Source organism: Palleronia rufa (assembly GCF_000743715.1).
Lineage (GTDB): Bacteria > Pseudomonadota > Alphaproteobacteria > Rhodobacterales > Rhodobacteraceae > Palleronia > Palleronia rufa.
Genome location: NZ_JQEY01000001.1, coordinates 212,060 through 238,990 on the forward strand (window position 1 = coordinate 212,060; position 26,931 = coordinate 238,990).

33 protein-coding genes and 1 tRNA gene are annotated in these 26,931 nt (G+C 67.2%); 21 read left to right on the forward strand and 13 right to left on the reverse strand.

Annotation, left to right across the window (positions count from 1 at the left end; translation table 11 throughout):
• Nucleotides 1–3: 3 nt before the first annotated feature.
• From KW83_RS00975 to KW83_RS00995, 5 genes are all read right to left on the reverse strand, one after another.
• Nucleotides 4–366, reverse strand: a complete 363-nt coding sequence (locus tag KW83_RS00975) for a SpoIIAA family protein (RefSeq protein WP_036173242.1) — start codon at nt 364–366, stop codon at nt 4–6.
• Entirely contained in the window at nt 338–1,303 is a 966-nt protein-coding gene (locus tag KW83_RS00980) for a cation diffusion facilitator family transporter (protein WP_036173245.1), read from the reverse strand. Before KW83_RS00980 ends, KW83_RS00975 begins: the two co-directional genes overlap by 29 nt.
• A gap of 30 nt (nt 1,304–1,333) precedes the next feature.
• Nucleotides 1,334–2,020 (reverse strand): ZIP family metal transporter, encoded by a 687-nt coding sequence (locus tag KW83_RS00985; RefSeq protein ID WP_235191336.1) that lies wholly within the window; start codon nt 2,018–2,020, stop codon nt 1,334–1,336.
• Nucleotides 2,017–2,628: a cation transporter gene (locus KW83_RS00990; protein WP_036173247.1), complete on the reverse strand. Its 612-nt coding sequence runs from the start codon at nt 2,626–2,628 to the stop codon at nt 2,017–2,019. Before KW83_RS00990 ends, KW83_RS00985 begins: the two co-directional genes overlap by 4 nt.
• A gap of 380 nt (nt 2,629–3,008) precedes the next feature.
• On the reverse strand, nt 3,009–3,437 hold the full coding sequence (locus KW83_RS00995; RefSeq protein WP_036173250.1) for a MerR family transcriptional regulator: 429 nt from the start codon (nt 3,435–3,437) through the stop codon (nt 3,009–3,011).
• A gap of 207 nt (nt 3,438–3,644) precedes the next feature.
• Between KW83_RS00995 and KW83_RS01000 the strand changes: the two genes are divergently transcribed.
• From KW83_RS01000 to KW83_RS01030, 7 genes are all read left to right on the forward strand, one after another.
• On the forward strand, nt 3,645–4,217 hold the full coding sequence (locus tag KW83_RS01000) for an SCO family protein (RefSeq protein ID WP_036174765.1): 573 nt from the start codon (nt 3,645–3,647) through the stop codon (nt 4,215–4,217).
• Nucleotides 4,217–4,639 (forward strand): disulfide bond formation protein B, encoded by a 423-nt coding sequence (locus KW83_RS01005; protein WP_036174768.1) that lies wholly within the window; start codon nt 4,217–4,219, stop codon nt 4,637–4,639. The genes KW83_RS01000 and KW83_RS01005 overlap by 1 nt, the downstream gene beginning before the upstream one ends.
• Entirely contained in the window at nt 4,636–5,295 is a 660-nt protein-coding gene (locus tag KW83_RS01010; protein ID WP_036173253.1) for a DsbA family protein, read from the forward strand. Before KW83_RS01005 ends, KW83_RS01010 begins: the two co-directional genes overlap by 4 nt.
• Nucleotides 5,296–5,335: 40 nt before the next feature.
• Nucleotides 5,336–5,800, forward strand: coding sequence for a copper chaperone PCu(A)C (locus tag KW83_RS01015; RefSeq protein ID WP_051928086.1), 465 nt, complete (start codon nt 5,336–5,338; stop codon nt 5,798–5,800).
• The gene (locus KW83_RS01020; protein ID WP_036173256.1) at nt 5,797–6,423 is read left to right on the forward strand and encodes an SCO family protein; all 627 of its coding nucleotides are present in this window, start codon (nt 5,797–5,799) and stop codon (nt 6,421–6,423) included. Before KW83_RS01015 ends, KW83_RS01020 begins: the two co-directional genes overlap by 4 nt.
• Nucleotides 6,420–7,784 carry a M23 family metallopeptidase gene (locus KW83_RS01025; protein ID WP_036173259.1) on the forward strand — a complete coding sequence of 455 codons (1,365 nt, stop codon included), beginning with the start codon at nt 6,420–6,422 and terminating at the stop codon, nt 7,782–7,784. Before KW83_RS01020 ends, KW83_RS01025 begins: the two co-directional genes overlap by 4 nt.
• 216 nt (nt 7,785–8,000) lie before the next feature.
• Entirely contained in the window at nt 8,001–8,288 is a 288-nt protein-coding gene (locus tag KW83_RS01030; protein ID WP_407667832.1) for a hypothetical protein, read from the forward strand.
• A 137-nt stretch (nt 8,289–8,425) separates the two neighbouring features.
• On the opposite strand, the gene KW83_RS01035 is transcribed toward KW83_RS01030, so the two are convergent.
• On the reverse strand, nt 8,426–9,097 hold the full coding sequence (locus tag KW83_RS01035) for a L,D-transpeptidase (protein ID WP_036173281.1): 672 nt from the start codon (nt 9,095–9,097) through the stop codon (nt 8,426–8,428).
• A gap of 233 nt (nt 9,098–9,330) precedes the next feature.
• On the opposite strand from KW83_RS01035, the gene KW83_RS01040 reads away from it, so the two are divergent.
• Nucleotides 9,331–10,113 carry a ZIP family metal transporter gene (locus KW83_RS01040; protein WP_036173284.1) on the forward strand — a complete coding sequence of 261 codons (783 nt, stop codon included), beginning with the start codon at nt 9,331–9,333 and terminating at the stop codon, nt 10,111–10,113.
• A 6-nt stretch (nt 10,114–10,119) separates the two neighbouring features.
• Nucleotides 10,120–10,602, forward strand: a complete 483-nt coding sequence (gene lspA / locus KW83_RS01045; RefSeq protein ID WP_051928088.1) for a signal peptidase II — start codon at nt 10,120–10,122, stop codon at nt 10,600–10,602.
• A 246-nt stretch (nt 10,603–10,848) separates the two neighbouring features.
• Here the strand turns inward: lspA and KW83_RS01050 are convergent, their stop codons facing one another.
• Together KW83_RS01050 and KW83_RS01055 are read right to left on the reverse strand one after the other, a co-directional pair.
• On the reverse strand, nt 10,849–13,212 hold the full coding sequence (locus tag KW83_RS01050; protein ID WP_081904392.1) for a heavy metal translocating P-type ATPase: 2,364 nt from the start codon (nt 13,210–13,212) through the stop codon (nt 10,849–10,851).
• Between the two features lie 245 nt (nt 13,213–13,457).
• Nucleotides 13,458–13,796 carry an ArsR/SmtB family transcription factor gene (locus KW83_RS01055; RefSeq protein WP_051928090.1) on the reverse strand — a complete coding sequence of 113 codons (339 nt, stop codon included), beginning with the start codon at nt 13,794–13,796 and terminating at the stop codon, nt 13,458–13,460.
• A 60-nt stretch (nt 13,797–13,856) separates the two neighbouring features.
• On the opposite strand from KW83_RS01055, the gene KW83_RS01060 reads away from it, so the two are divergent.
• The 7 genes from KW83_RS01060 (at nt 13,857) to KW83_RS01090 (ending at nt 19,926) form a co-directional block, all read left to right on the forward strand.
• Nucleotides 13,857–14,306: a YeeE/YedE family protein gene (locus KW83_RS01060; protein ID WP_036173290.1), complete on the forward strand. Its 450-nt coding sequence runs from the start codon at nt 13,857–13,859 to the stop codon at nt 14,304–14,306.
• A gap of 10 nt (nt 14,307–14,316) precedes the next feature.
• Nucleotides 14,317–14,751 carry a DUF6691 family protein gene (locus tag KW83_RS01065; protein WP_036173293.1) on the forward strand — a complete coding sequence of 145 codons (435 nt, stop codon included), beginning with the start codon at nt 14,317–14,319 and terminating at the stop codon, nt 14,749–14,751.
• Between the two features lie 2 nt (nt 14,752–14,753).
• A complete protein-coding gene (locus KW83_RS01070; protein WP_036173295.1) occupies nt 14,754–15,674 on the forward strand; it encodes an MBL fold metallo-hydrolase in 921 nt (306 codons plus the stop codon).
• A gap of 12 nt (nt 15,675–15,686) precedes the next feature.
• Nucleotides 15,687–16,073: a rhodanese-like domain-containing protein gene (locus KW83_RS21320; protein ID WP_036173297.1), complete on the forward strand. Its 387-nt coding sequence runs from the start codon at nt 15,687–15,689 to the stop codon at nt 16,071–16,073.
• Between the two features lie 5 nt (nt 16,074–16,078).
• Nucleotides 16,079–17,830: a SulP family inorganic anion transporter gene (locus KW83_RS01080; RefSeq protein WP_235191338.1), complete on the forward strand. Its 1,752-nt coding sequence runs from the start codon at nt 16,079–16,081 to the stop codon at nt 17,828–17,830.
• On the forward strand, nt 17,827–19,350 hold the full coding sequence (locus KW83_RS01085) for a multicopper oxidase family protein (protein ID WP_152563436.1): 1,524 nt from the start codon (nt 17,827–17,829) through the stop codon (nt 19,348–19,350). The genes KW83_RS01080 and KW83_RS01085 overlap by 4 nt, the downstream gene beginning before the upstream one ends.
• An 84-nt stretch (nt 19,351–19,434) precedes the next feature.
• Complete coding sequence (locus KW83_RS01090) at nt 19,435–19,926, forward strand: EF-hand domain-containing protein (RefSeq protein ID WP_036173299.1); 492 nt, start codon at nt 19,435–19,437, stop codon at nt 19,924–19,926.
• A gap of 107 nt (nt 19,927–20,033) precedes the next feature.
• Here KW83_RS01090 and KW83_RS22095 read toward each other — a convergent pair whose 3' ends face one another.
• The 4 genes from KW83_RS22095 to KW83_RS01100 all read right to left on the reverse strand — a co-directional run bounded on the left by KW83_RS22095 (nt 20,034) and on the right by KW83_RS01100 (nt 21,385).
• Nucleotides 20,034–20,354: a hypothetical protein gene (locus tag KW83_RS22095; RefSeq protein WP_456088813.1), complete on the reverse strand. Its 321-nt coding sequence runs from the start codon at nt 20,352–20,354 to the stop codon at nt 20,034–20,036.
• Nucleotides 20,355–20,360: 6 nt separating this feature from the next.
• Nucleotides 20,361–20,837 (reverse strand): amino acid permease, encoded by a 477-nt coding sequence (locus KW83_RS22100; protein ID WP_456088814.1) that lies wholly within the window; start codon nt 20,835–20,837, stop codon nt 20,361–20,363.
• Nucleotides 20,734–21,054: a hypothetical protein gene (locus tag KW83_RS22105; RefSeq protein ID WP_051928095.1), complete on the reverse strand. Its 321-nt coding sequence runs from the start codon at nt 21,052–21,054 to the stop codon at nt 20,734–20,736. The genes KW83_RS22100 and KW83_RS22105 overlap by 104 nt, the downstream gene beginning before the upstream one ends.
• Before the next feature lie 246 nt (nt 21,055–21,300).
• A tRNA-Leu gene (locus KW83_RS01100) sits at nt 21,301–21,385 on the reverse strand.
• Between the two features lie 172 nt (nt 21,386–21,557).
• Between KW83_RS01100 and KW83_RS01105 the strand changes: the two genes are divergently transcribed.
• On the forward strand, nt 21,558–22,019 hold the full coding sequence (locus KW83_RS01105) for a Hint domain-containing protein (protein ID WP_036173301.1): 462 nt from the start codon (nt 21,558–21,560) through the stop codon (nt 22,017–22,019).
• Between the two features lie 9 nt (nt 22,020–22,028).
• Here KW83_RS01105 and KW83_RS01110 read toward each other — a convergent pair whose 3' ends face one another.
• Nucleotides 22,029–23,153 carry an anhydro-N-acetylmuramic acid kinase gene (locus KW83_RS01110; protein ID WP_036173303.1) on the reverse strand — a complete coding sequence of 375 codons (1,125 nt, stop codon included), beginning with the start codon at nt 23,151–23,153 and terminating at the stop codon, nt 22,029–22,031.
• A 62-nt stretch (nt 23,154–23,215) separates the two neighbouring features.
• Here KW83_RS01110 and tyrS point away from each other — a divergent pair, with 62 nt between their 5' ends.
• From tyrS to KW83_RS01130, 4 genes are read left to right on the forward strand one after another with little or no spacing between them, the layout of a single operon-like run.
• Nucleotides 23,216–24,469 (forward strand): tyrosine--tRNA ligase, encoded by a 1,254-nt coding sequence (gene tyrS, locus KW83_RS01115; protein WP_036173306.1) that lies wholly within the window; start codon nt 23,216–23,218, stop codon nt 24,467–24,469.
• Entirely contained in the window at nt 24,466–25,278 is an 813-nt protein-coding gene (gene trpC / locus KW83_RS01120) for an indole-3-glycerol phosphate synthase TrpC (protein ID WP_036173308.1), read from the forward strand. Before tyrS ends, trpC begins: the two co-directional genes overlap by 4 nt.
• Entirely contained in the window at nt 25,275–25,754 is a 480-nt protein-coding gene (gene moaC / locus KW83_RS01125) for a cyclic pyranopterin monophosphate synthase MoaC (RefSeq protein ID WP_152563437.1), read from the forward strand. The genes trpC and moaC overlap by 4 nt, the downstream gene beginning before the upstream one ends.
• A complete protein-coding gene (locus tag KW83_RS01130; protein ID WP_036173312.1) occupies nt 25,751–26,920 on the forward strand; it encodes a molybdopterin molybdotransferase MoeA in 1,170 nt (389 codons plus the stop codon). Before moaC ends, KW83_RS01130 begins: the two co-directional genes overlap by 4 nt.
• Nucleotides 26,921–26,931: the final 11 nt, after the last annotated feature.

The following is a 26,931-nucleotide window of genomic DNA, read 5'->3' on the forward strand; positions in this document are numbered from 1 at the left end:
GGCTCAGATTCCCCGTGCCCAGGCAACGGCGGCGGCCATCTCTGCGGTATCGAACCCGCGCATCTCGGCGGAACTCAGAGCCCCGGCCAGCTCCATTCCCCATTCCAGCAGGCGACCGGCGCCGACAATGGCGACGCGGCTGAAGTCGTTCGCATGGGCGGTATCGATCCTCAGGTCCTCCAGCACGGCGGCAGAACCCTCGTATCCCTCGAACCCCGTGAGGTCGAGAACCAGCGCGACCTTGCCGGACCTGTCCAGCCGATCGTGCAGCAGCGCGTGCATCCGCCCCAGATCGCTCCGGCTCAGCGTGCCGTCGCAGGCGATGCCGATCACGTCGTCATGCGCGCTCAGCGTTTCCGTGAACATGGTCGTTATCCTTCCCGTCGGATGTGCCGTGGCCGTAAAGGTCGGCATTCCGGTGCGCGCGGTCCTGATGCTCGAACTCCAGGCTGGAATGGCTGATGCCGAAATCCTCCTGCAGCCGATCCTTGATCGCGGCCTTTATCTCCTCCGTCCGGTCCCAGCCGCTGTCGGTCAGCACCACATGACAGTCGAGCGCCGCCTCATGCTCCTGCATCTGCCAGAGGTGCACGTGATGAACGTCCGCGACCCCGTCCATATCGCGCATCGCCTCCACGACGGCCCCGTTGTCGAGATCGGGCGGGCTACCCAGCATCAGCGTGCGGATCGGACCGCCGATCTCGGCGAAGCCGAGGTAGAGGATGTAAAGCGCGATGCCGATGGTGATCGCCGGATCGACCCATCGCATGTCGTAGAGAATGATGAGGGATCCGCCCAAGACCACCGCGAGCGAGGCCGCGGCATCGGACAGGTTGTGCAGGAAGAGCGCCCGGATGTTCACGCTGCCTTTCATGATGGAATAGGTCAGAAGCGCGGTCAAGGTGTCGACGACCAGTGCGATGCCGCCCAGGATCACGACCGTCCAGCCCTGGACCTGCGGCGGGTCGATCATCCGCATCCCGCCCTCGTATACCAGATAGAGGCCGATGATGATGAGCGTCGTGTAGTTGATGAGGGCGGCCACGATCTCGACCCGGCCATAGCCGAAGGTCATCCGCTCGTCCGCCGGCCGGCGGGCGATCTTGCGCGCCGCGAAGGCGATCACCAGCGACGCCATGTCGGAGAAGTTGTGCAGCGCATCGGCGATCAGGGCGAGGCTGCCAGACAGGATCCCGCCGACGACCTGCGCGACGGTCAGGATCCCGTTCGCCCAGATCGCTACGGAAACCCTGCGGTCTCCGGAGTTGGGGTCGATATGCGCGTGGCCGTGATCATGCGGCATGGTGTTTCCTATTCCCTTGAGTGCTGGCCATCACATCACCTCTTCGAGAGAAAGAAGCAGCAGGAAGCCGATGAAGAACATCGCGGCGACCCAGGACCGGTCGGGGGTTTCATGGGCCTCCACCAGCAGTTCCTCGGTCACCAGATACAGCAGCGCGATCAGCCCGAAACTGAGAAAGCCGGTGATGTACTGCGCCGGCAAGCTGGCGATGGGGGTTGCCACCACCGCACCGACGGGCAGCAGGACAACAAGGGCGGCGACGGTCGCCAGGATCCGTCTGCTGGATTTCACCGTCTCCGACAGTTCCATGGTGACGGCCAGCCCCAGGAACAGCACCTCGACGCTGAGCGCGATGGTCAGCAGCAGGCCGGCCTTTGCCCCGGCCGCGAATGCGATGCCGAGTACCAGGCCGTCGATCAGGATGTCCACCCCGACAAGCGTCAACATCCCGGTCGGCCCGGTGATGGCACGTTCGAGCCGGCGGATCGCCAGCATGACGCCGATCCCCGCGAAACCGCCGACGAGGGTCGCGACCGGCAGCCCGCTGTGCACGACATCCGGCATGATCTCCCCCGCCGCCGCCGCAAAGACGACGCCCGCCGCGAAATGCTGAATGGCGCTGACCGTCGTGGAACCGGGCCGCACGTTGACGGCGACGAGAGCCCCGAGCATGGCGACCGCAGCCGGTATCAGCGTATATACCCAGGCCGCGATCACGCATCGTCCCCGTGCACCGCCTTGTGGTGCTCGCCATGGGCATCGCGGAGGATCTTGATCCCGCCCCAGACGAAGATCCCCGCGACGGCGACGCCGACGGCCAGATCCGGCCAGTTGGTGTCCAGCCACCAGACAAGCCCGCCAGCCACCAGAATGCCGCCGTTCGACGCGAAATCGTTCCAGCTGAATGTGTTGGCCGCACGGACATTGACGCCCGGGTCCTCGATCCTGGCCAGAAGCCACACGCAGATGACGTTCACAACGGCCGCGATCAGCGACATCGTGATCATCATGCCGCCCAGAGGCTCCGATCCGGCGTAGTAGCGCCGGATCGCGTCCACCAGAACCAGGGCCGCGAACAGCAGCAGCATTCCCCCGGACACGTTCGCCGCCGTCCGTTGCCACACGGCCGCGCGGGACAGCGCGAAAAGGCTGATGGCATACACGACCGTGTCGGAGGTGTTGTCGAGCCCGTTGGCGATGAGCGCGCTGGAATCACCGATCGCTCCGGTGACGAAGAAGCCGATGGCGATCGCCAGGTTCAGCAGCAGCACGATCCACAACGCGCGTCTCTGTTCGCCGGACTTGGCTTCGATCGCTTCGGACATTGTCCCATCTCCTGTTTTCTGCCGCCCGACCGGCCGCAACAGCGACCGCAGGCGACGTGGGGGTGCGACGGGAGCCGGTTGCTGGGATCACCGCACCGCCGCAGAGGTTTGCCGGTCCGTGCTTTCGTCTCACGGCACGGCGCATGGTCGAACCCGTCCGATCCATCGTGAAGGCCACCGAAAATGGGGAACGTGACCCCGCCGATGCGCCTGAAAAGGGTGAAGTCGCCCGCGCGGTATCGGTTCCCGCGATGGCCTGGAAACCACGCGGACGGAAGCGGCCCCGTCGCCCGGACATGATCGAGGTTCGGCCCGATTGCGTCCCATCGCTGACACCGCTCCGGCGTCGTCGCCGGCCGGCGCGTCGGCCTCGTCCGGGCCTAGGCGCCGATCTCATCGTGGTCGGTTAGGCACTCGGCGTGGTCGCGCAGCACTTCCAGCACCCGGCAATCGGCGGTTTGCCCGCCGCTGCACTCGTGCACCATCCTCGTCAATTCAGAGCGAAGCGCCTCCAGCCGCGCCAACCTCTGCTCGACCTGCCTGAGCTGCCGGCGCGCGATGGCATCCGCCTCGGCGCACGACTTGCCCGGGTGATCGCTCAGGTCCAGCAGTTCGCGGATCGCCTCCAGCGAAAACCCCAGTTGCCGCGCGTGCCGGACGAACGACAGCCGGTCCAGTTCGGCTTCGCGGTAACGGCGCTGTCCGCCGTCCGTCCGGCCGGGTTCCGGCATCAGCCCGATCTGCTCATAGTAGCGGATCGTCTGTACCTTGGTGCCGGTCCTCTTGGCCAAGTTGCCGATCGTCAACATCCGGGACCTCCATCATGTGCCCGTTTCTCTAGGTCCGGAGCCTCGGATTGGCAACGAATCCACCCTATCACATGCGCGTGACGGAAGTCTGGAACCGGGGAGAAAGGGCTTGAACCTCAAGCGGCCGCAGGGTGTACCCCCGTCGTCAACCAGGAACGGCAGACAGGCTCGGTGACATTGAAACTCCTTCGAAGGGCCCTTTGGGTGCTGGCGGGCGGTGCAGCGCTGGCGTTTGTGTGGCTGTTGTTGCGGCCGGACGGTGGCGCCGATCTTGCGCGGTCGGAAACGGAGCCCGCCTTTCGGGCCGAGTTCGAGTTGACGGACCACACCGGGATGGTCCGGACGCAGGACGATTTCGCCGGCCGGTGGATGCTGGTGTTCTTCGGTTTCGCCAACTGCCCGGATGTCTGCCCCACCACCCTGTCCGAAGTCGCCGCCGTTATGGAGGGGCTGGGCAGCGACGCGGAACGGGTCCAGCCGCTTTTCATCTCGATCGATCCTGAACGTGACACGCCCCAGGCGCTGGCCGACTTCGTCCCGCGCTTCGACGCGCGGATCATCGGCCTGACCGGAACGCCGGACCAGATCGCGAAGACCTCCGAGTCGTTCAAGATCTTCTATCAAAAGGCCGAGGAAGCGGCCGCACCGGACGGCTACACGATGAGCCATTCTTCGCAACTGTTCCTGTTCGATCCCGGCGCGGGCTACGTCGCATCGTGGAGCTACGGCACCCCGGCCGAGGACATTCGTGCCGATCTGCAAGAGCGGATCGACCGATGATGCCCAGACTGTCCGCCGACACGGCGCTCGCCGCCGCATGGATCGTGGCGCTTGCAGCCTCTCTTGCCGTGCTGTTCATCGGCGAGGTTCTGGGACAGAGGCCATGCGTGCTTTGCTGGTACCAGCGCGCGTTCATGTTCCCGCTGGCCGTCATTCTGGGACTGGGACTCTGGTGGGGGGACCGGACGATCGGTCGCTACGGGATCGCGCTTGCGCTTGCCGGCGGTGCCTTCGCGCTCTGGCATCTGGGGCTGTTCGCGGGGATCGTCCCCGAACCCATCCAGCCCTGCACGGCAAGCGGCCCTTCCTGCACGGACGACAAGCAGCTCGTTCTGGGCGTGCCGATCCCGCTGCTGTCGCTTCTCGCGTTCGCGCTCATCGCCGCCCTCTCGGCGGCCTCACTCACGGAGACCGACAGATGACCCGTAAACCCCTGATCCTAGGCGCAGTGGCCCTGTCGCTCGCCGTGTTCGCGGCAGCGGCCTGGTTCGTAACCCGCCCTAACCAAGTCGCCGACACGGCGCCCATCGCCCCCGAGATGGCCGAGGCGCTGGTGCGTCCCTATTCGCCGATCCTGGGGCCGCAGGAGGCGCCTGTCACGATCGTCGAGTTCTTCGACCCCGCCTGCGAGGCTTGCCGTGCCTTCTATCCGGTGGTCAAGGACATCATGGCCGAGCATGGCGACGCGGTCCGCGTGGTCATTCGCTATACGCCCTTCCACGGCGAGTCGTCCGAAGAAGCCATTCGCGTCCTCGAAGCCGCCCGGGCGCAGGGCGTCTACGAACCCGTCATGGAGGCCCTTCTTGACGAGCAGTCGCGATGGGCGTCGCGCGGCACACCCGAACCGGGCCTGATCCTCAACATCGCCGGGACGGCCGGTCTGGACGCCGACGCCGCCGAGGCGCAGATGATGGCGCCGGATGTCGTCGGAATCATCAACCAGGACCGCGCGGATGTCGAGACCGTGGGCGTGACCGGTACACCGACATTCTTCGTCAACGGAAAGCCGCTCGAACCGTTCGGCGCAGATCAACTTCGCGCGCTGGTCGCCGCCGAAGTCGCGCAATCCGCGACGTGACCGACCGCGACGCGCTGACGCAAACCGAAAAGGAGCAACGATGAAGTCCACCCCCGCAGCGATGATTCCGGCCTGGGCGCTGGCCTTCGCGCTGGCCGCGCCAGCACTGGCGGACTCCGGCGATATCGTGGTCAGGGATGCCTGGTCGCGCGCCTCCGTTGGCGTGTCCCGCCCCGGCGTCGCCTACATGGCGATCCTCAACCCGAGCGATGAGCCCGTCACACTGACCGGTCTGCGAACCGACCTTGCCGAAAGGTCCGAAATTCACCTGACCGCCACCGATGGGCAGGGCGTCAGTTCGATGACCCCGGCAGGAGACATCGCGATCGCGCCGGGCGAAACGGTCCTGCTGCAGCCGGGCGGCCTGCACGCCATGCTGATGCAACTCCGGCGCCCGATGCAGGACGGTGAGAGCTTTGCGTTGACGCTGACGTTTTCGGACGGCGGCGAGGCGACAGTCGAGGTGCCGATCATGGGCATCGCGGCGCGCGGGCCAGGCGGGTGACGCGGCGGCGCGCGCTCGTCGGGTACGGAGCGGCCGCCCTTGCCGCCCTGGCCCTGGCGCTTTTCGCCGGCTGGTGGCGCGTGGACGGGCCGGGCGCCGGACAGGCGGCCGACAGGCGGCCCCTGCCGCTGACGCAGATGGAGTTCCGGCTGACCGATCACGAAGGCCGGGCCGTCGGCCCCGATACTCTGGTCGGGAAACCGACGATGGTGTTCTTCGGCTTCACCTATTGCCCCGACGTCTGCCCCACCACCCTGTCCGATATTTCCGGCTGGCTGGACGATCTGGGCAAAGACGCCGCCGAACTGTTGAACGTCGTATTCATTACCGTCGATCCGGAACGGGATACGGTCGCGGCCATGGCGGAATATGTCAGCTACTTCCACCCGGCGATCCGCGGCTGGACCGGGTCACAGGAACAGATCGCGCGCGCAGTCGAGGGGTTCCAAGCGACTTACGAGCGGGTTAAGACGGGAGCCAGCGAGTACACCATGAACCACACCGCCAGCGTCTTCCTGTTCGACGCGAAAGGACGCTTTGCCACGACCATCGACTACCACGAACCGCGGGAATTCGCAGTGCCGAAGATCCGGCGCGCAATGGACGCAGAAGGGGCGACATGAGATTGAGATACTGGACGGCAGGACTGGCGATGACCGGCAGTGTCTTGGCGATGGCTTCGGACCTGACGGGCGCGACACGCGAAGACTCCCTGCCGGAAGGCTCGGCAGAGGCCGCGCTGGCGACGCCCGCGCGGGTTGCCTTGCCGGAAAAGCCGAACGCCGTCGCGCCGCAGGCCGTGGCCGGCGCCCCGTCCGCCGCGATCGATAGGGAAACCCCCGCCGCGCCGGCAGCCTCTCGCGTGTCGCCCCCGGTCGCGCCCCTGCCGGTCACCTGGGCGCGCAAGGTTGCCGCCGGCGAGACGCTCGACGCGCTCCTCGTGGAAGCCGGCCTTGCCGCTGCGGACCGCGCGGAGGCGTCGCTGGCGCTCGGCGCGGAATACGACCTGCGGCGGCTGCGTCCGGGTCACGCGGTGACGGTCGAGACGATGCCCGACGGGACCCTGCGCAGCGTTTCGCTCGACGTCGAGGACGGCGTGCGGATCGAGGCCTTCTTCGGCGACCGGCCGTTGGTCCATGTCGTAGCCCCCGACCCCGAAACCGTGATCCTTGCAGGAGAGGCGCGCGTCGCAAGTTCCATTTTCGCCGCGCTCGACGATGCGGAAATTCCGGCGCGGTTCGCCGTCGATCTGGCACAGATGCTGGCCGGGACTATCGACTTCCGGCGCGACCTGGACGGCGACGAAACGCTGCGCCTGCTGTGGAAGGAGGCGCGCGTCGACGGCGAGACGATCGGAGAGCCCGAAATCGCCTTCGCTGCGCTCGACCTCGGGGACGCGCTCTATGAAATCGTCTGGCCCGATGACGGAACGGGCCGCGCCACGATCTATCTCGACGGTGAGGTGGTTCGCGTCTTCGCCCAGCCGGTGGACGGCGCGCGGCTCAGCTCGGTCTTCGGCCGGCGCAAGCACCCCGTTTACGGCAATGTGCGGATGCATACCGGCGTCGATTTCGCGGCCGCGCGCGGGACGCCTGTGCGCGCGACGGCAGCGGGGCGCGTCAGCTTCATCGGCCGTCGCGGCGGTTATGGGCGGGTCGTCGAGATCGCCCACGGCACGGACACGATGACCCGCTACGCGCATCTGAGCGCGGTGCCGGATGGCCTTGCGGAAGGCCAGCGCGTCGCGGCCGGCGACATGATCGGCCGGGTCGGCGCGACGGGTACGGCCACGGGACCGAACCTCCATTACGAAGTGCGCGTGGATGGCCGCCCGACGGATCCGCTGTCCGACGACCGCCTGGCGGACGCCGTCGCGCGCGATGCGCAGGACGGATCTGCCGTCAACCGGCTGACCGAGTCACGGGCCCGGCTGGAGGAAACGCTTGCCAGTGACTTCGCGTCCGATCTGCCCGAAAGGCTCTGACGCTTGGGACGATCGTTCACCGCCCGGGGGGACGGGCCCGCGGACCGCACTATCCATCTGCGGGGATGCCGGTCAGCAACCGCCGGTTCGTCCGGACCGACGGCGCCCCGCGGTTTCCCGGCCATGAACCCGAACGGTTGTCATAAGATCTACGAAATCTTCATCCGCGATACCGGCCCGAGGGGCGTCTTCGCGAACTCTGAAAGGATCCGACCGATGTCGCATGTATTGAACAGTGGCAAAACGACAATGATCTTCACGGGATTGCTCGCGCTCGCAGCCTGTGCCGGCCCTCCCATGGACTCTACGGAGCCGGAGCCTGCCATCGCGGAAGAGGTGCTTATCCAGCTGAGCGCATTGGCGGCACCCTATCAGGATCTTCAATCCGTTCAATTGCGGCCTCAGGACGGGTGCTATTGGTACAGCCATTCCGGCCCGGTGGAAACGACCATGCTGCCGCTGCGCACGGTCGACGGCCGCCCGATCTGCGAACAGCGCCTCTAGCGGGCCGCTGCGCGGGGACATGACTTGCGCTGTTGCGTCCCAACGACCGGGAGTGGCGGCTTGGGGTCTCTTCCTTCGTGCGGGGCGCTGTCTCGCAGACAGCGGTCAGACCGGCGCCCGACGCCGGTCTGGGGGGGTCAGCTGTTCACGGCCATCGTGCCGTCGTTCTCGGCCGGATAAAGGACGGCCGTCACTCCAAGCTCGACCTGTTCGTAGAGCGCGTTGATCTGCGGCATGACCATGCGCACGCACCCGGAACTGGCCCGCGTACCGATCGAGCGCGGGTACGGCGTGCCGTGGATCCGAAGGTAGGTGTCGCGATCACCGACGTAGAGATACAGCGCCCGCGACCCCAGCGCGTTTTGCGGACCGGGCTCCATCCCGCCCTCATACTGCGCGTAGACTTCCGGCTCTCTCTCGATCATGTTCTGGGTCGGCGTCCAATGCGGCCATTCCACCTTGCGCCGGATCGTATAGGTCCCCGGCTCGTAAAGTCCGCCGCGCCCGATGGCCACGCCGTAGCGCATGGCCGTCCCGCCCGTCTCGATGTGATAGAGGTACCGTGCCGTGGCATCCACGTGGATGTCACCCGGCACCAGTCCCGGACGTGCCTCGACCCGCTGCGGCATCAGGCGCGGATGCAGCCCCCAGGGGTTCGTCGTGGCCAGATCGAAATTCGGCGGAGTCACCTCGGCGTCCCAGGCGGCTTTCTGGGCGTCGGTCGGCCAAGTGCTTGCAAGAGCCGGACCGGCGAGCGGCGCGGAGAACATCGCGGCGGTGGTCGTGATGAAGTGACGTCTGGTCAGCATTGCGAGGGTACGCTCCCGGGAATCTTTTACGTTTCACAGCTTCCTTGGAAGCGCGCTCTGACGATAGAGGGGACGCCCGCGAATGTCTTGTCACGTCACGCGAATGTGACATCGCCCGCGGCAAAGAACGGGCATCGCCTTGACCCTGGCGCCGGACATGGAATGAGTAACCGCAAGTCGCAAGGCGCCAACCGTACCGACCCGTTCGACGCAGAGTTTCCCCGGGAGGAACCATGAACGAATTGTCTCCGATTGCGCTCGGATTCATGGGAAGCCTGGCAGCCGGATCGCTGACCGCCGTCGGCGCCCTGCCGGTGCTGTTCGGCCGGGTGCCGTCGCGGGCCACGCGAGACCTGGCGCTCGGATTCGCGGCCGGCGTCATGCTGGCCGCGTCGTTCTTTTCGCTGATCATCCCGGCGCTGGATGCGGCCGAGCCGATGTTCTCCAACGGCGCAATGCCGGCCGCTGTGGTCTGCGTCTCGATCCTGCTGGGGATGGGCGCGATCGCACTGATGAACGAGCGTCTGCCCCACGAACACTTCAAGACGGGACGCGAGGGACCCGAAGCCGCGTCGCTCAGGCGCGTCTGGCTCTTCATCATCGCAATCACCATTCACAACTTCCCGGAGGGGCTTGCCGTGGGGGTGGGCTTCGGCGCGGACGGGCTGTCCGGTGGCCTGCCGCTGGCGATCGGTATCGGCTTGCAGAACGCGCCAGAGGGGCTTGCGGTCGCCGTCTCGCTGCTGGGCGAGGGCTATTCCAAGGGTCGTGCCTGGGGCATCGCCGCGCTGACCGGGCTTGTCGAGCCGCTCGGCGGTGTGCTCGGCGCCGGGATCATCACCCTGTCGCAACCGCTCCTGCCCTGGGGACTTGCCTTCGCGGCGGGTGCGATGCTCTATGTCATCAGCCATGAGATCATCCCGGAAACCCATCGCAGCGGGCATCAGAACCGTGCCACTCTCGGCCTTGCCGTCGGGCTCGTGCTGATGCTGTTCCTCGACGTCTGGCTCGGATAGGCGGCCATGAACGGTTCGAATGCTCCGTTTGCTCTTGCGGCCGGTGTCGCTGTCGCCGCCTTCGGGCTCGATCAGGCGACAAAGGCGCTGGCCATCGCCAACGCCGACCTGCTTTCAGGCGGTCTGGCTGTGTTTCCGGGCTTCAACCTTGTGCTTCACCGCAACAGCGGCGTCAGCTTCGGTATGTTCGGCGATCTGCCGCCCCTTGCCCTGGTGGGGCTGGCTCTGGCGATCGTCGCCTGGGTCGCGGTGCTTGCCTTCCGCAGCGGGCGGCGAAGCGATGCCGCGGGCTACGGGCTCATCATGGGCGGCGCGCTCGGAAACGTCGCCGACAGGCTGCGGCTGGGCGGCGTGACCGACTTTCTGGACTTCTATATCGGCACGACGCATTGGCCGGCCTTCAACCTGGCGGACACGGCGATCTTCTGCGGCGCCGTCATCCTCTTGTTCTGGCCGCGGCGAGGCCAAGCGCCGACCAGGACCGGCTGAGCGGCGCCCACGCGGCCGCGATCCGGGCCAGGTCGGGGTCTGACCCCCTCCCGCCCCGGCACCGACGACATGCGCGCGCCGGCCCGGCTGATCGGACGCCCGCCGCGTCGGCGCCAGTCCCGCTCCGTTCGTGTCCGCGATGCCGCCGACGAAGCCGGTTCGCGCGCGGCCCAAGACGCAGCCGACATCGACGCACGGGGAAAGCCGCGCGCAACCGCCGGGCGCGATGCACCGGGCCCTTGCGCCCTACTGACCGGGCGCCAGCGCCCCTTGCGCCATGCGTCCGGCCACACGCTCGCCATCTCGGGGGGGCTTCGGCTTGCGGTCGGCACCGTTCAGGAGCCTCAGCGCATTGGCGACGACGACCAGCGACACGCCGACATCGGCCGCGATGGCGCCCCACATGGAGGCCATGCCGAAGGCGGTCAGCCCGACGAACAGCGCCTTTGTCGCCAGAGAGATGCCGATGTTCTGGTGGATGACCGTCATGGTCCGGCGCGAATGACCGATGAGCCAGGGAACCCTGGCGATGTCGTCGGTCATCAGCGCGATATCGGCCGTCTCGATGGCGGCGTCCGAGCCGACAGCACCCATGGCGATGCCGTAATGGGCACGCGCCATGGCCGGCGCGTCGTTCACGCCGTCACCGATCATCGCCACCACGTCGTGCGTCGCCACCAGTTCCTCGATCGCGGCGACCTTGTCTTCCGGCAGAAGCTCGGCGCGAACCTCGTCGATCCCGACCTCCGCCGCAACGGCGCGGGCCGTGCGTTCATTGTCGCCGGTCAGCATGACGATGGTCCTGACGCCTTGCGCATGGAGTTGCGCAACGATCGCGCGGGCATCCGGCCGGATCCGGTCGCGCAGCTCAAGCACGCCGCGCAGGCCGTCCCCGTCGCCGACGGCCACCAGCGTGCTGCCGGCGCCTTCGATCCGGTCGCGCAGATCCGAAGGCACGGCGGCGCCGAACCCCTTTTCCGCGGCGAACCGGTCGGAGCCCAGCCAGACGGCGCGCCCCCCAAAACGCCCCTCAAGTCCGCGGCCAGGCACCGTCCGCGTGTCTTCCGCCGCCGCGACGGTCACGCCGGTCCGCTCGGCCCGTGCCAGAATGGCGCGCGCCAGCGGATGCGACGACCGCGCCTCCAGCGATGCGGCCAGCGCCAGCAGGTCGGATTCCGATGCGTCGCCAAACGCATGCACCGCCGCCACCTCCGGCTCGCCCATCGTGATGGTGCCGGTCTTGTCCATCGCCAGCGCCGTCGTCCGGCCCGGCGCCTCGACATAGGCGCCGCCCTTGATCAGCACGCCGGCGCGCGCGGATGAGGCGAGCGCGGCCACGATCGAGACCGGCGTCGAGATCACCAGCGCGCAGGGACAGGCAATGACCAGAAGGACAAGCGCGTTGTAGAACCAGAACGACCAGGCCCCGGTGATCAGAGGCGGCACCAAAGCCAGAAGGACCGCCAGAACCATGACGGCGGGGGTGTAGATACGGGCGAACTTCGCCACCCACTGCTCGACCTCGGCGCGGCGGGAATGGGCGTCGCCGACCATGCGGATGATCTTGGCCAGCACCGTGTCCGACGCCGCCTTGGTGGCGCGCACCGTCAGCGTACCCTCGCCGTTGATCGTCCCGGCGTAGACCTCGTCGCCGGCTTCCTTGGGGATGAGTGCGCTCTCGCCGGTGATCGGGGCCTGATCGACCGCGCCGGCTCCGTCCGTCACCTCGCCGTCCAGCGGGATGCGATCCCCGCCGCGCACCACGAAGCGGTCGCCCACGGCGACCTCTCCGGCGGGCACGGTCGCCTCCGTGCCATCGGGCCGGATCACCCGCGCCGTGGGCGGCGCAAGGTCCAGCAGCGCCGAGACGGCATTGCGCGCGCGCCCCACGCTCCAGCTTTCGAGGTAAAGCGAGAGCGAGAAGAAGAAGGCGACGGTGGCGGCCTCGAAGTACTCGCCAAGCCCGATGGCGCCCGCCACGGCGACCACCATCAGCAGGTTCATGTCGGGCGACAGCCGGCGCGCCGAGGACCAGGCCTTGGGCGCGACCAGCCAGACGCCGAACAGGATCGCCAGCGCGAAGAGGCCGGCCTCGGGGAGCGGCATCGGAGAATCTCCGTGTCCGGAGAATATGTTGAGCGCGCCGCCCATGCCGGACTCGGTCATGTGCCAGACGAACCCCGCCAGCCAGAATCCGCCGCTGAGGGCGGTGAACCACTTCTGCCGGTTGAGATGGGCCGCCTGGTCAGCCGCCGCGTTGTCCGCGTCCCACGGTCTGGCCGTCATCCCCGTGTCCGCGACCAGGTCCACGATCTTTTCGTCGGAAACGGTCGCCGCGCTGTCCAGAACGGTCATGCGCCCGTTGATGACGTCGAAGGCCAAATGCTCGGACCCGCCGACCGCCGGCCCGACGACCTTGTTCAGGATCGACACCTCCTCGGCGCAATCCAGCCCGCTGACCTGGAAACTCCGGCCTTCGACCGGCCCGGAAGGCGCGACAACGCCGCAGGCAGAGGTGCCACCGCAGCAGGCGCTGCCTTCGTGCCGGTGGCCCGACGGGTGGTCGTGATCGTGGCTGTGCGCGTGCTTGTGGGCGGGATCGGATGACATGATCGGACCTCTGACTATCCAGTTCCCGTCGCAGATAGCCCCTACAGCAACTAGAGCTTCAAGAGGGAATTATCGCTGAGCGTCAGTAATGTGTGATCGGCAGCGATTTCGTTTCCTTTAGATCGCGCCGACGGCCTTCGCGGGGGGCGCGAACGGCCGCCCCCGCGCGGAACGTTCCGGAAGCACGGGTCTGACCCGCTATCCGGAACAGGCCGTCGCCTGGGTCCGATGAACAAGCCTTCCGGTCACTCGGGCGCGCAATAGATCAGGTAGAGCGCCTCGATCATCTGATGCACACGCGGATCGGCGATGCGGTAGAAGATCGTCTGACGGTCGCGGCGCGTGGCGACCATCCCCGCATCGCGCAACCGCGCCAGATGCTGGCTGAGCGCCGATTGGCTGAGCTCCAGCTGCGACTGCAGCGCTCCGACCGATTGCTCGCCCTCCAGCAGGTGGCACAGAACCATGAGCCTGCTGGCATTCGACAACAGTCCGAGCTGTTCGGCGACCTCAGCAGCGCGCGCCTGCAAAACCGGCAAGGACGGGCGGTTCGCTGAAATATTAGTGTTGACTAATTTAGACATTCCTTACATATAGCGCGTGATCTCGCAGGTACCAACAGAAATAGACCGAAGGAGACCGGCATGGGACCCACCGTCGCAACCGAATTCACACCGTGGCTGTCGCTGTTCGGCGGCGCCCTGATCGGGCTCAGCGCCGTGATGGTCATGGGCGTGTTCGGAAAGATCGCGGGAATCACCGGGATCACCAAAGGTCTGACGGGACTGGCGCCGCGGGTCGGCGGACCGGGCGACCGGGACTGGCGGCTGGCATTTCTGCTGGGCCTGATCGCGGCGCCGGTTGCGGTCCTGCTGGCGACCGGGTCGTTTCCCCAGCAGACCGTGCCGGACAACCTGCCCGGGATGGTCCTTGCCGGCCTGCTGGTCGGGGCGGGAACCGCCCTGGGCTCTGGCTGCACGTCGGGACACGGGGTCTGCGGTCTGGCACGGCTGTCGCCCCGGTCTCTGGTCGCCGTCGTCACCTTCCTGGCCGCCGCCGTGGTGACGACCACCGTGGTCCGTCATGCGTTCTGAGGGGTCGGTCATGCGTCCTGCATTGGGGTTCATCGCCGGTCTGATCTTCGGCATCGGCCTGATCGTCTCTGGCATGGCGGATCCCGCCAAGGTTCTCAACTTCCTGGACATCTTCGGCGCCTGGGATCCCAGCCTCGCGTTCGTCATGGGCGGCGCCACGCTGACGGCCCTTGCCGGATACCGCCTGGTCTGGCGGCAGGGCTCCCCCGCGGTCGGGGCGCGTTTTGATCTGCCGGACAACACGGCCATCGACGCGCCCCTCATCACCGGCGCGACGATCTTCGGCATCGGCTGGGGGCTCGGCGGCTTCTGCCCCGGTCCCGCCTGGACCGCGCTGGCGTTGGGGTCGCCGGGGACGCTGTTGTTCCTGCCCGCCATGGTGATCGGCATCCTGCTCGGCGGGGCCGCGAAATCATTCCCGATCTTCACGACGAAAGGAGCCTGAAAATGTCTCAGACATCGAAGCTGGAGCAGCCGGTCGTGCGGCATTCCCCCTCGACCGGCCCGCAAAGCCCGGACGTCTGGGGGATCTACGAACCCGATACCGGCTCGATCCAGTATATCTGCGCGGACCCCGCGACGAAGAAGGCCGCTCTGATCGATGTGGTGCTGAACTTCGATCCGGCCAGCTTTGCCATCGACACCCGCAGCATGGATCAGGTGCTCGGCCTGGTGGAAGAGCATGGATTGTCCGTGGAATGGGTGCTGGACACGCATCCCCACGCCGATCACGCCATGGCTTCGGCGCGGCTGAAGGACCGCACCGGCGCGCCCAATGCCATCGGCGAGAAGGTCGCCGAGATCGCCGAGCTCTGGCGCGGCATCTACAACATGCCGGAGGCGTTCGAGACCGCCCGCGACTTTGACCGGCTCTTCGCCGACGGCGACACGTTCGCGCTGGGCGATCTGGACGTCCGCGTGATGCTTTCGACCGGCCACACGCTGGGATCGATCACCTATGTCTGCGGAAACGCGGCCTTCGTGCACGACACGCTCATGCAGCCAGACAGCGGCACCGCGCGCGCCGACTTTCCCGGCGGCAGCGCCGAGGAGCTGTGGAACTCGATCCAGGCCATCCTTGGCCTGCCCGGCGACACACGCCTGTTCATCGGCCACGATTACGGCGCCGACGGGCGGAACGCGCCGGAGTGGGAGGCCACGGTGGACACGCATACCGCCGACAATATCCACGTCGGCGCCGGCACGGACAAGGCCGACTACATCGCCACGCGCCAGGACCGCGATGCGACCCTGGCACTGCCAGACCGGATGCTCGCCGTACTGCAGATCAACCTGCGCGGCGGACAGCTGCCGGAGGCCGAAAGCGACGGCGGCCACTACCTGAAACTGCCCGTCGGCAAATTCTGAAAGGAGACACCCGTGAGCAAATCCCTGAAAGACCTGGTGGCGGACGCCAGGAGCCGTGTCGCGGCCGTCAAGCCCGGCGATGCGCAGTCCGCGCGGCAGGACGGCGACATGATCCTCGACGTGCGCGAACCCGCGGAACTGGACAGCGACGGCGCCATCGACGGCGCGATCCACATCCCCCGCGGGCTTCTGGAGGCGCAGGCCGATCCGGACACCGGCAAGGGGCACGACGCCTTGCTGGCGATGCGCCATTCCGATGGATGCGTGCATGTCCTGTGCGCGTCGGGCGCCCGCGCGGCTCTGGCGGCCGATACGCTGAGGGCGATGGGCTACAACGCCAAGGTCATCGACGGCGGGCTGGGCGGCTGGAAAGAGGCCGGGCTGCCCGTCACATCCTGAAAGACGTGTCCTCCCTGGCCCGACACCTGCCGGTTCTGGATTGGGGCCGCCGTTACGACCGCGACAAGCTGAGCGGCGATCTGGTCGCGGCGGTGATCGTCACGATCATGCTGATCCCGCAGTCGCTGGCCTACGCGCTGCTGGCCGGGTTGCCGCCAGAGGCCGGGATCTACGCTTCGATCCTGCCCATCGTGCTCTACGCGATCTTCGGCACCTCGCGCACGCTGGCGGTCGGACCGGTGGCGGTGGTGTCGCTGATGACGGCGGCGGCGATCGGCAAACTGGGTGACCAGGGCATTGACCAGGTCACCGCCGCCCTCACGCTGGCGTTTCTGTCGGGCAGTTTCCTGCTGATCCTCGGCCTGTTCCGGCTGGGATTTCTGGCGAATTTCCTGTCGCATCCGGTCATCGCCGGGTTCGTCACCGCCAGCGGCATCCTGATCGCCACCAGCCAGTTGAAATACATCCTCGGCGTCAGGGCCTCTGGCGATACGCTGATCGAGATGCTGCACGGTCTATGGTCTGCCCTCGGCGCGATCAACTGGATCACGGTTCTGCTGGGGGTGAGTGCGACGGCATTCCTGTTCTGGGTGCGCAAGGGGCTGAAACCGCTGTTGCTGCGGATCGGGCCGGGCAACACGCTTGCGGACATGGGGTCCAAGGCCGGGCCGGTCTTCGCCGTCCTGGTCACGACGCTGGCGGTCTGGGCCTTCGGCCTTGCGGATCGCGGCGTCGATATCGTCGGGACCGTGCCCCGGTCGCTGCCTCCCCTGACGCTGCCATCGTTTCAGACCGGCGTTCTGGCCGCGATGATCGGGCCCGCCATCCTGATCTCCGTCATCGGATTTGTGGAGTCGATCTCGGTCGCGCAGACTCTCGCCGCCAGGCGCCGCCAGCGCATCGACCCGGATCAGGAGCTGATCGGTCTGGGCGCCGCCAACCTCGGGGCGGCGTTCACGGGGGGCTTTCCGGTCACCGGCGGGTTCTCGCGGTCCGTGGTGAACTTCGACGCCGGCGCCAGAACGCCCGCCGCGGGGGCCTTTACCGCCGTGGGGCTGGCCATCGCCGCGCTGATGCTGACACCGGCGATCTATTTCCTGCCCAAGGCGACGCTGGCGGCCACGATCATCGTCGCGGTCCTTGGCCTTGTCGATCTCTCGATCCTCAAACGCAGCTGGGTCTATTCGAAAGCCGATTTCGCGGCCGTGTCCGCGACGATCCTTCTGACGCTCGGCCTTGGTGTCGAGGTCGGCGTGTCGGCTGGCGTGCTGATCTCGATCCTCATACATCTTTACAGGTCATCGCGCCCGCATATGGCGGTGGTGGGTCAGGTGCCGGGGACAGAGCACTATCGAAACGTCGACCGCCACGACATGGCGCTGCACGACGCCATCCTGTCGGTGCGCGTCGACGAAAGCCTGTATTTCGCCAATGCCCGCAATCTCGAGGACAGGATCTACGACATGACCGCCGACCGGGACGATTTGCGACACGTGATCCTGATGTGTTCGGCGGTGAACGATATCGACATGAGCGCCCTGGAAAGCCTTGAGGCGATCAACACGCGGCTCGCGGCGCGAAATATCGCCTTCCACCTCAGCGAAGTGAAAGGACCGGTGATGGACGGGCTGAAGAAAACCGACTTTCTGACCGATCTCACCGGCCGGGTGTTTCTCACGCAGCACCGCGCCGTGCAGACGCTTTGCAACGCCGCTGCGCACCCGCCCCTGCCGTCCAAAGATGGAGTATCCCTATGAAACGCCGCCGGTTCCTGACCCTTGCCGCCGCGTCCCTTGCCGCACCGGCCGCGCTGACCCGCCGCGCAGTCGCGGCCGAGCCCGGCGCCCCGCTGCCGATCCCCCAGGTCATGGAGGTCGGCCCCGGCGCGGGCAACACGCTGACGGCGATGAAAGGCACGCGCGCATTCATCGACGGTGCCGTGTCCGATACGCTGGGCTACGGGCAGGACTATCTGGGGCCGCTGCTGCGGTTTCGGCGGGGGCGCACGGCGAATATCGACGTGGTCAACCGCACCGACGATCCGATCACCGGCCACTGGCACGGAATGCATGTCCCCGGCTACCTCGACGGCGGCCCGCAACTGGCCTTCGATCCGGGCAGGACCTGGTCGCCCGAACTGCCCGTGGATCACCCGGCCGCGACGCTGTGGTATCACAGTCATGTCCACGGGCGCACCGCCGATCAGGTGTACCGCGGTCTGGCGGGCATGATCATCATCGACGATCCCGACATCACCGATCCGCTGCCCCGCGATTATGGCGCCAACGATTTTCCGCTCATCGTGCAGGACCGCAGCTTCGACCGCTCCGGGCGCATGACATACGATCTGGGGATGATGGACAGGATGCAGGGGTTCCTCGGCAATGAGATCCTGGTGAACGGTGCGATCCGGCCCAGACTGACGGTGCCCGCGGGGCTCGTGCGGCTGCGTCTGCTCAACGCGTCCAACGCGCGGATCTACGACTTCGCCTTCGCCGACGGGCGGCGGTTCCATCAGGTCGCCAGCGACGGCGGCCTTCTGGCCGCGCCCGCCGCCATGGACCGTCTGCGGCTGGCCCCGGCCGAACGGGCCGAGATCGTCGTGGATTTCACCGACCGGTCGGCCGTCCGCCTGGTGTCGCGGAATGCCGGCAGCGGCGGCATGATGGGCGGCGGCGGCATGATGGGCGGGGGCGGCATGATGGGTGGCGGCGGCATGATGGGCGGCGGCGGCATGATGGGCGGCGGCGACGCCGCATCGCTCGACATCATGTCGTTCGATGTGGGCGATGCCGCCCCGACCGGTCCCGCGGTCCTGCCGGACACCCTGCCGGCCGATCGGCCAGACCTCGGCACCCCGGTCCGGACCCGCGACTTCACGCTGAACGTCCATGCAGGCTCCATGATGGGCAGCATGTTCAACGACGCGATCGGTCGGGACAGCCAGATGATGGGCATCAACGGAAACTCCTTCGACATGGGTCGCATCGATGATCAGGCCGTTCCGTTGGGCGAGACGGAGTTGTGGCGCATCGGCGCCGACATGATGACCCATCCGTTCCACGTTCACGGAACGTCGTTTCAGGTCGTCAGGATGCGCGGGCGCGAGGTCGATCCCGACCGGATCGGCCTCAAGGATGTGGTGCTGGTGGAGGGGCCGACAGAGATCCTGGTCCGGTTCGACAAACCCGCCGAAAAAGCGACGCCTTTCATGTACCACTGCCACATTCTCGAACATGAGGACGCGGGCATGATGGGGCAGTTCACGGTTCTATGACCGCCGCATCCTGCCATTCGGCGAAACCAAAATCTTTCCAGTCGGTTGAACTGGTCGAACGTCATAACAAGAAGGAACCGCACGATGAAAATGACCACAGGACTCTACGCCGCCCTTTTCGCCCTTGCCGCGACCGGGGCGCAGGCGGGCCAGCACGGCGACGCATCCGACGGCGCGCCGCAGGGCGACCAGCAGATGGGGGACATGGCGAACCAGGATGGCATGGCGACAGACGGAATGTCCGGAATGGGGCAGTCCGGCATGGGCGGCATGGGCGGTTCGATGATGCCGAACATGATGGTGGCGATGATGGACACCGATGGCGACGGCGCCCTGTCCCTCGAAGAGGTTCAGGCCGTCCACGAACGGATGTTCAAGATGGCGGATGCGGATGGCAACGGCCAGGTCGACCCAGAAGAGATCCGCGGAATGATGATGGGCGGCGGCATGTCCGGCGGCGGGATGATGAACGGCGGAATGTCCGGTGACGGCATGTCCGGTGACGGCATGTCGGGCGGCGGAATGTCCGGCAATGGGACCACCGACGGCGGCACCACCGACCAGAATTCCCAGTAGAACCGCGACCGTCTCGGCGAACCGACGTATCGACCCGGGACACGCCACAGGCCGCAAACCCCCCGCAATCCGCTGCGGGGGCTAACCCAATCCCGCGTTGCTGAATGTCAGCTTCGGCAAGGTGTGTCGGCACCGTCGTCGCGGACCGCAAGGTATCCCCGGACGAAGGCGAAGACGACCGCGATGCCGATCAAGGCGATGGCCACGATCCACGGGTCGGATTGCAGTTTCATGAAGGGAAAGGTGCCCAGCACGCCGACATCCAGCGCGATGGCAATCATCAGGACCCAGCCGCGCGCGCCGATATCCGCAAACAGGGTGCGGCGCACGCCCCAATGGATCAAGATGTCCATGAACAGATCGAAGAACACGCCGAGCGACGCGATCCGTTCCAGGTCGAAGAAAACCGCAAGGATCCCCGCGATCACCACCGTCTAGGCCAGCGTATGGTCGCGCGCGACGCCGGGCATCCCGAAATGGCCATGCGGGATCATCCTCATCTCGGTCAGCATCGCCAGCATCCGCGGCACGGCGAAGACGCTTGCAAGCAAGCCGGACGCGGTGGCGGCGATGGCCAGGGCGACGGTCAGCCAGACGCCCAGAGCGCCGAAGGCCGGCCGGGCCGCCTCGGCCAGGGAGACGTCCTGCGCCTCGACGATCTGCGGCAGGGTCAGGCTGGACCCCACGGCAAAGGCCACCAGCAGATAGACAACAACGCAGATCGCGATCGACCAGATGATCGCCCTGCCCACCTTGCGTTTCGGCTGGGTGGTCTCGGCCCCGCTGTTGGTGATGGTCGTGAACCCCTTAAGGCCAGGATAGACAGCTCGACGGAGGCCACGAACCCGCCGGCGCCGCCGCGCGCCCCGATGCCTCGAACGAGGATCCCGCCGCCCAGAGCGCTGCGGCACCGAACACCACGATCCCGCCCACCTTCACCACGGCCATCACGCTGGAGAACAGCCCGACCGACCGGTTTCCCGCGGCATTCACCAGATAGGCGAACACGATCAGGCCGACCGCAAGTATCGGGACGAAGACGCTGTCGGGATCCAGACCGAAGCCGCGCAGCACCTCGGTGCCGAAGGTCCGTGCGACGAGGCTTTCCTTGATCTGCTTTGCCGTCATTCCAGAGACGGAATCCCGGTGCGACCCGGCGCATGTCGAAAAGCGGGACGCGGTCCCGATGCGGATGCCAGGCCTATGGGACCGCCTGGGTCCGCACCTTGTCCCCGCGCCTGATGGCCAGAAAACCGCGTCTCAAGAGCCCCAGAAGACGTGGCGACGGGCGGAGGCTCTACAAACAGCATCGCGGATACACCGGGCCGAAATAGTCACCTGACAGGCAACGAATGACAGGGATTCGATTGGCGATGGTGCGGGTGAAGGGACTCGAACCCCCACGCCTTGCGGCGCTTGGACCTAAACCAAGTGCGTCTGCCAGTTCCGCCACACCCGCATGATCACAAAGGACAGACCCTGCGATCGCTAGCTCACTAGCAAAGCCGCTCGCTCGGCGCGAGCGAAAAGCCGCGAACTTTACGCATGGATCCGCCCTGCAACCAGTAGATGTAAACCTTTTATTCACTTCCGCGGCTACATGGTGCAGAAAGGAAAAGGGGAGGACAACCATGGCGCGAACGACGAGGACAGACACCCGGGTGCAGACCGGATTCGCGGCCGGAACGCGCGTCATGACCTTCGACGGTCCGATCGCGGTGGATTTCCTTGAGCCGGGTGATCGCGTCATCACCCGGCGCGGCGTCCGGATCCTGCGCGCTATCCATGTCCGCGAGCAACGCGATGCACCTGCCGTCGTTATCCGCGCCTCGGCGCTGGGCCATGGCCGACCGGCGCGGACGATTACCGTCGCTGCGGGACAGCCGATGCTGGTTCGCGACTGGCGGGCACGCACGTTGTTCGGAGAAGATCAGGCGCTGGTCCGCGCCGACCGCCTGGCGGACGGCACCTTTGTGACATGCGTGACCGCCGAGGTTCTGCGCACGTTTGCGCTCGCCTTCGACCAACCGGAAGTCGTCTATGCCGAGGGCACGGAATTCGTGATGGACACGGCGGCAGAACAGGTCGGCTGACCGCCGCGCTCACGGCCCGATCAGCGAGAGGACATCGTCCGGACGCGACAGGATTCCGCCGCTGACGGGAAAGGGCACGCCGGTGGTTCCGGGCGCCGAGGTCGGCCAACCGCGCGCCACCCGGACCGCCAGATAGGCAAAGGCCTGGGCCTCCAGCATGTCTCCGTCCAGCCCGACGGCCTCAACGGGCGCCACGGGACAGCCGACCCGATCCGCGATCGAGGACATCATGGTGGCGTTGTGCCGTCCGCCGCCGGTGACCAGCAGCCGGGCGGGGGCAACCGACCCATGGCGTAGACCCGCGGCCACCGATTGCGCCACGGCGGCGGTCAGCGTCGCGGCGGCATCCGCGTCGCTCAAGCCCGAAACCGCCTCTTCCAGCCAGATGAAGTCGTTCCTGTCCAGGGACTTGGGCGGAGGTTTGCGAAAATAGGCGTGGTCGGCCAACCGCTTCAGGATGGCGGCGTCGGGCGTGCCCTGCGCGGCAAGCGCGCCCCCCTCGTCGTGCACCAGCCCCAGCCGCGCCCGCATCATGTCGTTCAGCGGCGCGTTGGCCGGCCCCGTGTCGAAGGCCTGGCACGCCCCCGGCTCCGACGCACGCTCGATCGCCGGATCCACCAGCGTGAGGTTGCCGACGCCACCGAGGTTCAGCACCGCCACGGGCGCCGTCTCTCCCACATGGCGCATCAGCGCATGGTGGTAGAACGGCGCCAGCGGCGCGCCCTGCCCGCCCCGGTCCACGTCCGCGGATCGGAAGTCCCAGACCACGGCCACGTCCAGCCCGTGGGCCAGCCGCAGCCCGTCGCCGATCTGGCAGGTACCGCGACCGCCCGGATCGTGGGCGGTGGTCTGCCCGTGAAATCCCACCAGATCGACACCCGAAAACCCCGCCAGTACATCCATGTGCGCCGTCTCGACCACCGACGCGGCCTCTTCCAGATCCTCCCACCGTCCCATCGCGGCCCGGAGCACTGCGCGCTCCGGCTCCGTGTAGGGCCGGTAGGCGGTCGCCCCGAATCCGAAGATCTCCGCCCCGTCGGTCAGCACCATCGCCGCGTCCACCCCGTCGAGCGAAGTGCCGGACATGGCCCCCAGGGCCCAGACGGGCCCCTGCTTCAGCGCATCCCGCAACATGACTTTCCTCTCTGCAACCGCCCCGGTATAGCACCCCTACCTGGAAAGTGGACGACACGCGCATGACCTACCAGCCGAAATCCGACTTCCTGCAGGTCATGCACGAACGCGGTTTCGTCGCGGGGTGCACCGACCTCGAAGGGCTCGACGACCGGCTCCGCGCCGGCACCGTGCCGGCCTATATCGGCTACGACGCCACCGCGCGGTCACTCCATGTGGGCCACCTGCTCAACATCATGATGCTGCGCTGGCTGCAGAAAACCGGCCACCGGCCGATCACGCTGATGGGCGGTGGCACGACCAAGGTGGGCGATCCGTCCTTCCGCTCGGACGAGCGGCCGCTGCTGGGTCCCGATCAGATCCAGGCCAATATCGACGGAATGCAGGGCGTCTTCGCCAAGTATCTCGACTACGAAGACGGCAACCGCTCCGCGCTGATGCTGAACAACGCAGAGTGGCTCGACGGTCTCAACTATCTGGAGTTCCTGCGCGACATCGGGCGGCATTTCAGCGTCAACCGGATGCTCTCCTTCGAAAGCGTGAAGTCCCGGATCGACCGGGAACAGTCGCTGTCGTTCCTGGAATTCAACTACATGATCCTGCAGGCCTACGATTTCCTCGAACTCAACCGCCGCTACGGCTGCGTGCTGCAGATGGGCGGGTCGGATCAGTGGGGCAACATCGTGAACGGGATCGACCTGACGCGCCGCGTCGCGGACACGGCGATCTTCGGGCTGACCACGCCGCTGCTGACCACTTCCGACGGGCGCAAGATGGGCAAGAGCCAGGGCGGTGCCGTCTGGCTCAACGCCGACATGCTCTCGCCCTACGGGTTCTGGCAGTTCTGGCGCAACACCACCGACGCCGACGTGGGCCGCTTCGCGTTGCTCTACACGGAGCTTCCCGTGGACGAATGTCACCGCCTCGGCGCGCTGCAGGGGTCCGAGATCAACGAGGCGAAGGCGATCCTTGCCAATGAGGTGACCGCGCTTTGCCACGGCCCCGATGCCGCGGCTGCGGCGCACGCCACAGCGCGCGAGGTGTTCGAGAAGGGCGGCGTGGGGGACGAGCTGCCGACGCTCTCCCTGCCGCGGTCGGAGGCCGCCAACGGCATCTCCGTCGTGCAGCTCATCGTGCGGGCCGGGCTCGCGAAGTCCGGCAAGGAAGCCAAGCGCCTGATCGCGGAAGGCGGCGCGCGCCTGGATGATGCCGCCGTGACCGACCCGGGGCAGATGGTCGACGCGGCCGCGCTGCCCGTGAAGTTGTCCGCGGGCCGCAAGCGCCACGCCCTCGTCACCCTGGAGGATCGTCCATGACCACAGTGCTGGATCGCATAAAGGCCTACAAGCTCGACGAAATCGCGGCGCGCAAGTCCACCCGCCCGCAATCCGAGATCGAGAGCGCGGCCCGTGCCGGCCCGAAGGTGCGCCGCTTCGGCGAGGCCTTGCAGAAAGCCAGCCGCGAAGGCTACGGCCTGATCGCGGAGGTCAAGAAAGCCAGCCCCTCCAAGGGGCTGATCCGCGATCCCTTCGATCCGGCGGCCATCGCCGAAGCCTATGAGACCGGCGGCGCCGCCTGCCTTTCGGTTCTGACCGACGCGCCGTCGTTTCAGGGGCATGAGGACGATCTGCACGCGGCCCGGGCGGCCTGCGCCCTTCCGGTGCTGCGCAAGGATTTCCTGTTCGACCCTTGGCAGGTGGCCGAATCCCGCGCCATCGGCGCCGATTGCATCCTCATCATCATGGCGGCCGTGGACGACTCCGAGGCGCAAGAGCTTCACGACGCGGCCACGCACTGGGGCATGGACGTGCTCATCGAAGTCCATGACGAGCCGGAACTGGACCGCGCGCAGCGGCTGTCCTCTCCGCTCATCGGCCTCAACAACCGCGATCTGCACAGTTTCGACACCTCTCTCGACGTGACGAAAAAGCTGGCGCGCCTCATCGATCCCGACCGCACCATCGTGTCGGAATCCGGTCTGTCGACGCCGGAGGATCTGGCCGATCTCGCCCGATACGGCGCCCGCTGTTTCCTGATCGGCGAGAGCCTGATGCGGCGGGACGACGTGGCCGAGGCGACGCGGGCGATCCTTGACGATCCGTTCACCGCATCGGGGCGGATCTGATGGCGCTCACCCACTTCGACGCCTCCGGCAACGCGCATATGGTCGATGTATCGGGCAAGCCCGTCACGGCGCGGGAGGCGCGCGCCGAAGGCTGGGTGAAGATGTCGCCGGAAACCCTTGTTATCATTACACAGGGCCGGGCCAAAAAGGGCGATGTCGCCGGTGTCGCGCGGCTGGCGGGGATCATGGGCGCCAAGCGCACGTCCGATCTGATCCCGCTCTGCCATCCCCTGCCGATCACCCGGGTCGCGGTCGACGTGACCGCCGACGAGGACCTGCCGGGACTGCGCGTGACGGCCACCGTGAAGACCGCCGGCCAGACGGGCGTGGAGATGGAGGCGCTGACGGCCGTGACCACCGCATGCCTGACCGTCTACGACATGGTCAAGGCGGCACAGAAAGACATGGAGATCGGCGGCATCCGCCTGCTCTACAAGGACGGCGGCGCTTCGGGGCGGTTCGAGGCCGCTCCGTGATATCGGTCGATGAGGCGCTGGAGCATGTCTTCGCGCTGGTCCGCCCGCTGGGCGCCACCTGCGTGCCCCTGCGGGAGGCGGCGGGCCGCATCCTGACCGAACCCGTCGTCGCCCGCCGGTCGCAGCCACCCTTCGCGGCCTCCTCCATGGACGGTTATGCGGTTGCGGGCGACCCGCCGCCAGGTGCCGCATTCAGCGTCATCGGCGAAAGTGCTGCGGGGCACGGATTCCGCGGCGCGGTCGGACGGGGTGAGGCCGTGCGCATCTTCACCGGTGCGCCGGTCCCCGCCGGCGCGACCCGCGTCCTGATCCAGGAGGATGTCGACCGCGACGGTGACCGGATCACGCTGCGGGACGGTGCCGACGACCAGCCCCATATCCGCGCCGCCGGCACGGATTTCGCGCAAGGCGATGCCGTCGCCCCCGCCGGGCGGCTGCGTCCGGTGGACATCGCCCTTCTGGCGGCCATGGGCCATGCGGAACTGCCTGTCCGGCGCCGACCGGAAGTCGCGCTCATCGCGACCGGCGACGAACTGGTCATGCCGGGCGACACGCCGGGCCCGGACCAGATCGTGGCATCGAACAATTTCGGCCTGGCCGCGATGATCGAGGCCGCCGGCGCCCGTGCCCGCGTCCTGCCGATCGCCCGGGATACGGAGGCGTCGCTGTCCCTCGCGCTCGACCTGGCGCGGGGCGCGGATCTGATCGTGACCATCGGCGGCGCGTCGGTGGGGGACCACGATCTGGTCGCCGCGGTGGCCGAGGCACGCGGCATGGAGCGGTCTTTCTACAAGGTTGCCATGCGCCCGGGCAAGCCCCTCATGGCCGGCCGCCTGACTGGAACGCCCCTGATCGGCCTTCCCGGAAATCCCGTGTCTTCCATGGTTTGCGGATTGGTCTTCATCCTTCCGGCGGTGCGCGTGATGCAGGGCCTCCCCCCGGAGCCCGCGCCGCGGACCACCGCCCGCCTGGCCGCGCCGTTGTCCGCAAACGGCCCCCGGGAACACTACATGCGCGCCCGCAGCTCCGCCGACGGGCTGTCGGCGTTCGACAGTCAGGACAGCGCCCGGCTGGGCATTCTGGCGGCCGCAGACGCGTTGATCGTCCGGCCCCCGCACGACCCCGCGAGGAATCCAGGCGACACCGTGACGTGCATCGCGCTGTAATTCCCTGCCTT

Excerpts from the sequence above, each read along its gene's own strand:
- KW83_RS00975 (WP_036173242.1), bottom strand. The coding sequence starts at position 366 with ATGTTCACGGAAACGCTGAGCGCGCATGACGACGTGATCGGCATCGCC.
- KW83_RS00980 (WP_036173245.1), bottom strand. The coding sequence starts at position 1,303 with ATGCCGCATGATCACGGCCACGCGCATATCGACCCCAACTCCGGAGAC.
- KW83_RS00990 (WP_036173247.1), bottom strand. The coding sequence starts at position 2,628 with ATGTCCGAAGCGATCGAAGCCAAGTCCGGCGAACAGAGACGCGCGTTG.
- KW83_RS00995 (WP_036173250.1), bottom strand. The coding sequence starts at position 3,437 with ATGTTGACGATCGGCAACTTGGCCAAGAGGACCGGCACCAAGGTACAG.
- KW83_RS01005 (WP_036174768.1), top strand. The coding sequence starts at position 4,217 with ATGCCCAGACTGTCCGCCGACACGGCGCTCGCCGCCGCATGGATCGTG.
- KW83_RS01010 (WP_036173253.1), top strand. The coding sequence starts at position 4,636 with ATGACCCGTAAACCCCTGATCCTAGGCGCAGTGGCCCTGTCGCTCGCC.
- KW83_RS01015 (WP_051928086.1), top strand. The coding sequence starts at position 5,336 with ATGAAGTCCACCCCCGCAGCGATGATTCCGGCCTGGGCGCTGGCCTTC.
- KW83_RS01025 (WP_036173259.1), top strand. The coding sequence starts at position 6,420 with ATGAGATTGAGATACTGGACGGCAGGACTGGCGATGACCGGCAGTGTC.
- KW83_RS01030 (WP_407667832.1), top strand. The coding sequence starts at position 8,001 with ATGTCGCATGTATTGAACAGTGGCAAAACGACAATGATCTTCACGGGA.
- KW83_RS01035 (WP_036173281.1), bottom strand. The coding sequence starts at position 9,097 with ATGCTGACCAGACGTCACTTCATCACGACCACCGCCGCGATGTTCTCC.
- KW83_RS01040 (WP_036173284.1), top strand. The coding sequence starts at position 9,331 with ATGAACGAATTGTCTCCGATTGCGCTCGGATTCATGGGAAGCCTGGCA.
- lspA (WP_051928088.1), top strand. The coding sequence starts at position 10,120 with ATGAACGGTTCGAATGCTCCGTTTGCTCTTGCGGCCGGTGTCGCTGTC.
- KW83_RS01050 (WP_081904392.1), bottom strand. The coding sequence starts at position 13,212 with ATGTCATCCGATCCCGCCCACAAGCACGCGCACAGCCACGATCACGAC.
- KW83_RS01055 (WP_051928090.1), bottom strand. The coding sequence starts at position 13,796 with ATGTCTAAATTAGTCAACACTAATATTTCAGCGAACCGCCCGTCCTTG.
- KW83_RS01060 (WP_036173290.1), top strand. The coding sequence starts at position 13,857 with ATGGGACCCACCGTCGCAACCGAATTCACACCGTGGCTGTCGCTGTTC.
- KW83_RS01065 (WP_036173293.1), top strand. The coding sequence starts at position 14,317 with ATGCGTCCTGCATTGGGGTTCATCGCCGGTCTGATCTTCGGCATCGGC.
- KW83_RS01070 (WP_036173295.1), top strand. The coding sequence starts at position 14,754 with ATGTCTCAGACATCGAAGCTGGAGCAGCCGGTCGTGCGGCATTCCCCC.
- KW83_RS01085 (WP_152563436.1), top strand. The coding sequence starts at position 17,827 with ATGAAACGCCGCCGGTTCCTGACCCTTGCCGCCGCGTCCCTTGCCGCA.
- KW83_RS01090 (WP_036173299.1), top strand. The coding sequence starts at position 19,435 with ATGAAAATGACCACAGGACTCTACGCCGCCCTTTTCGCCCTTGCCGCG.
- KW83_RS22105 (WP_051928095.1), bottom strand. The coding sequence starts at position 21,054 with ATGACGGCAAAGCAGATCAAGGAAAGCCTCGTCGCACGGACCTTCGGC.
- KW83_RS01105 (WP_036173301.1), top strand. The coding sequence starts at position 21,558 with ATGGCGCGAACGACGAGGACAGACACCCGGGTGCAGACCGGATTCGCG.
- KW83_RS01110 (WP_036173303.1), bottom strand. The coding sequence starts at position 23,153 with ATGTTGCGGGATGCGCTGAAGCAGGGGCCCGTCTGGGCCCTGGGGGCC.
- tyrS (WP_036173306.1), top strand. The coding sequence starts at position 23,216 with ATGACCTACCAGCCGAAATCCGACTTCCTGCAGGTCATGCACGAACGC.
- trpC (WP_036173308.1), top strand. The coding sequence starts at position 24,466 with ATGACCACAGTGCTGGATCGCATAAAGGCCTACAAGCTCGACGAAATC.